The organism is Desulfotomaculum sp. 1211_IL3151, assembly GCF_036763075.1.
In the GTDB taxonomy this organism is placed as follows: Bacteria; Bacillota; Desulfotomaculia; order Desulfotomaculales; family Desulfotomaculaceae; genus Desulfotomaculum.
This window is the reverse complement of sequence record NZ_JBAIYV010000064.1, coordinates 1-3,673: the sequence shown is the minus strand read 5'-3', so window position 1 is coordinate 3,673 and position 3,673 is coordinate 1. Positions and strand designations below refer to the sequence as shown.

Below are 3,673 nucleotides of genomic sequence, written 5' to 3'. Positions count from 1 at the left end.
CCTAAACAAAAACGAAAAATTATTAACAAAGGGAAAGCGCTTCCCTTGTTTTGTTATGCCCAAAACGGGGCTTAAATAGTGAAACTAACCTGCAAAGATGTAATGATTTTCCTGTCATGAATCAAAAAGGGCGTGTCGCCCTACGTTTTCAAATAAACGTTTTGCGACACGCCCTTTTTGACCCTTTTTCTAGGATAATATTCCATTAGGGAGGTATTTTAAGCTATTTTAATTTATTTATATGATACATAATCTCTTTTGGTTATTTTAAAAAATAAATAGTATAAATCTATTTGTCACAAAAACAAAAAAATATTACTATGAATAGCGTAACATTTGAAAGCCTAATTCTGAAAGGAGAAACAAATGAAAAAAATTCTTAAAGTGTTCACAGGACTCACAGTGGGAGCCGTTGCTATGCTAGTGGCAATGACATTGCCAGGTGCCGGGACGGCAGAAGCCTATGTCTCATATAATTATACTAACAACAACACAGCCAATTACACCACGTACAACAATTACAGCGGCTATAATTACAGCAACTATCAAAAGCCTCAGACAACGCAGTCGGCTCCGGTTCAGAAGGCTCCTAGTACGCAACCAACTACAACAACATCACAACCAACTAGCCAACAAATGAATATAAGTGTTGCGGATGAACAGGCTATGTTGAGTTTGATTAACAAAGAGCGTACGGCTGCCGGTCTAAAACCCCTGGCCTATGATGCCAAACTGACGGAACTGGCACGTATGAAAGCCCAGGATATGATTACGAATAATTACTTCAGTCACACTTCTCCTACCTATGGTTCCCCCTTTGATATGATGAAAAAATATGGTGTAGTATACCACTATGCTGGAGAAAACCTGGCAGGAGCAGCGGATGTTAATACGGCCCACGTAAACCTAATGAATTCCCCCGGACACAAAGCGAATATCTTAAAGGCCGAATATACTAAAGTAGGTATTGGTGTAGTGAAGGGCGGCAAATACAGCAAGGTGTTTGTACAGCTATTCAATGGTTAGAGATAAGAAAAGGCCAGTATACCTGGCCTTTTTTCTCTTTAGGATCTCTTTGTAGTTTTTTTAGTTGTAGTTGTTGTTCTGTTAGCCTTGGAGGTTGAACTTGGGGAATTTACGCCCAATTCGGAACCCAGTTCCTGCATATACTTGGAGCCAGAAGAAGATAAATTTGAAGAAGAGCCAGATTGTTTGGTGGTTTTTGTTTTCATGATAAAGCCTCCTCGTATAATTTATTTGGTTCCTATAATAATTTTCCCCGTTAGACCAGAAATATAGCGTAATTTTATTTGTAATACTTGTCTATATTATTAAATCCAGGTTATTGTTCTGGTTAATCAGCTAATCTGGCAATAAAGTAGTCCATAATGTTCTCTATTGAAATTACACCTAAAACTTTTGACCCTTCGACGACGGGTAAAGCAATTATATTGTTGCTTCGCAACCGATTAGCTACAGTGATTATATCTTCATTCGGGTTTGCTGTTATTATTTCTTTAGACATAACCCAATTCAAAGGGCAACTGTTATAATGACCTGGGTCCATTAGAAACCTATAAATATCAGCTTTAACTACCATGCCAACTAAATTATGTTGGCCATCTACCACCGGAGCACCATTAATTTTCTTCTCATTCATTAATTGCAGGGCCTTTTCAATAGGTTCGTCATCTTTAAGTAGAATAGCTGGGTGTACTATTTCTGATATGATCATTACAAGCACCTCCATTATTTTTTAAACTTCATCACAGGACTTAATCCCTAGTCAACCATTATATTCAACCCTGGATATAAAATGGGACGTCCATCTAAGCTGTCGTCCCATTGATGTCCTAAGTCTGTTGATAATATTGCCAGAGTTTTATCATGTATTGTTTTCTGTGTTCCTGACTGATCTTAAACTACCTATATTTCTTTTAAAGTAAGTACCAATATTCCATATATTTGCTAAGCAATTTTGCAGATGTTATCTATCATCACCTTCTATAATTTTATTTCCGATAAACAAACTTGTCAAATGTAATTAGGGTGCTTTTGTTTTGCGCCCATTGTCTTCACAAATGCCCCCAAGCTTCTGTTTAAAACATATTTAACAAACAATAAAACCCTTCTGTTCTCGTTCAAAGGGACAGATTGTATATACAAGGCGGATGGCGAAAGCTGTCCGCCTTGTGATATCTTATGCAATGTTTTCATGCTCTGAAATGTCTGCATCTTCTGCGGCAATCGGTTCTACATTCTCCATAATGCCTACATCCCGATAGACAACTCTGATCGCCTGTTCAGCGGTGCGTGAATTTTTCTCCTACCTCAAATCCTTGAGATAAAGAGCCGCAGGATTTCGGGAGTTAGCTCCGGTATCTTCGTATACCGCTTGGCTTTCTCAATGAAGGCATCCACATTGGAGGCAGAGTCCATCAGCTTCTGCAATCGGCTTTCCTTAACAGGGATGGAATCCTTGATCGATTTTTGCTCATCATTGTAATCAGCCGACAGTATACGAAACTGCTCATTGGTTACCCGTGTTGTCCAAGAACATTATCCTCATAGAGACGCTTAAACAGTGCCGTTAATTCGTCATCCCTGCGCTTTGACGTATCCAGTTCCCTTTGCAGACTATTTATTTCTTTTCTCAGTTCAATGGAGTTTTTACGATTGATGTATTCTGCAAAGAGGGTTTCCTTTTGTCTTGCAAAATGGGTCACTCTGCGCAGGTTGTCAAGGATGATATGAATTAAATCCTGCTCTCTGATGTAATGGAAGGAGCAGATCTCCTTTCCCTTTTATAGCACATAAAGTTGTTGTTAACAGCAGCCATGGTGTAAGAACAAGGGGCTTTTGGCAGTCCATGCAGAACACCAATCCAGAGAATAAATTGGGTTCATCCATTTGCATAGGTGTACGCCTTTTCCGCTGATGAAGCTCTTGCACCATATCCCATTGCTCTTGTGTAATCAATGCCTCATGGGTATTCTTTACAATAATCTGCTCAGATGCATCATGTGTATTTGTCAACTCAAAATCCCCCCATATGGTCATTAAAAATTCCCCCACCTGTAAAGGGGGACACTATTATTAGGCCAACTGTTGCTTTTGTAACCATTCTTTGGTTTCTTTCATGCGATAGGAGTTTCCATTCATATTAATGATGTACGATTGGTGTGTTAACCGATCAATCATCGCCGCAGTCATGACCGGATCCTGAAAAATCTCTCCCCATCGCTCAAATGACAGGTTTGTAGTAATAATCGTAGATTTTCTACCAGCCCGAAGCGATAGGTGAGTAAACAACAGTTCAGAACCTTCCTTATCGAACGAAATGTAGCCCATTTCATCTGCTATTACCAAATCATATTTCTCAAAGCAATTTTGAAAGGCACGTAGTGTCTGTTCCGCCCGACACTCTTTAATCCGGCTGATTAGCACTGGAACTGTTGTGAACCAGACTTTGTAGCCTTCAAGGCAAGCTTTAATGCCAAGTCCGATAGCGACATAAGTCTTGCCAATATGTAAAGCTTTACATATTGGAAATTATGCAAAGTGTTTCGTTATGCAAAGTACCACTCTAAAACCCATTAAAGTATGATTTCCTTACCAAATATCTTTACATAATCTCTTAGAATTAAATTTGAAACTTAATGTTTCAAATTAG

General features: G+C 38.9%; 6 protein-coding genes and 1 pseudogene. 1 reads left to right on the top strand and 6 read right to left on the bottom strand.

Annotation, left to right across the window (positions count from 1 at the left end):
• Window positions 1-366 precede the first annotated feature (366 nt).
• Window positions 367-1,026: a CAP domain-containing protein gene (locus V6C11_RS18300; protein WP_333532650.1), complete on the top strand. Its 660-nt coding sequence runs from the start codon at window positions 367-369 to the stop codon at window positions 1,024-1,026.
• A 38-nt stretch (window positions 1,027-1,064) separates the two neighbouring features.
• Here the strand turns inward: V6C11_RS18300 and V6C11_RS18295 are convergent, their stop codons facing one another.
• The 6 genes and pseudogenes from V6C11_RS18295 to V6C11_RS18275 all read right to left on the bottom strand — a co-directional run bounded on the left by V6C11_RS18295 (window position 1,065) and on the right by V6C11_RS18275 (window position 3,528).
• On the bottom strand, window positions 1,065-1,232 hold the full coding sequence (locus tag V6C11_RS18295; RefSeq protein WP_333532649.1) for a hypothetical protein: 168 nt from the start codon (window positions 1,230-1,232) through the stop codon (window positions 1,065-1,067).
• Window positions 1,233-1,354: 122 nt separating this feature from the next.
• The gene (locus tag V6C11_RS18290) at window positions 1,355-1,732 is read right to left on the bottom strand and encodes a CBS domain-containing protein (protein WP_333532652.1); all 378 of its coding nucleotides are present in this window, start codon (window positions 1,730-1,732) and stop codon (window positions 1,355-1,357) included.
• Window positions 1,733-2,331: 599 nt separating this feature from the next.
• Window positions 2,332-2,439, bottom strand: a pseudogene (locus V6C11_RS18770) (DUF4368 domain-containing protein); the annotation flags it as partial.
• A 98-nt stretch (window positions 2,440-2,537) separates the two neighbouring features.
• Complete coding sequence (locus V6C11_RS18285) at window positions 2,538-2,726, bottom strand: hypothetical protein (protein ID WP_333532648.1); 189 nt, start codon at window positions 2,724-2,726, stop codon at window positions 2,538-2,540.
• 13 nt (window positions 2,727-2,739) lie between these two features.
• Complete coding sequence (locus tag V6C11_RS18280) at window positions 2,740-3,060, bottom strand: recombinase family protein (RefSeq protein WP_333532647.1); 321 nt, start codon at window positions 3,058-3,060, stop codon at window positions 2,740-2,742.
• Window positions 3,061-3,096: 36 nt separating this feature from the next.
• Window positions 3,097-3,528: an ATP-binding protein gene (locus tag V6C11_RS18275; RefSeq protein ID WP_333532651.1), complete on the bottom strand. Its 432-nt coding sequence runs from the start codon at window positions 3,526-3,528 to the stop codon at window positions 3,097-3,099.
• Window positions 3,529-3,673 lie beyond the last annotated feature (145 nt).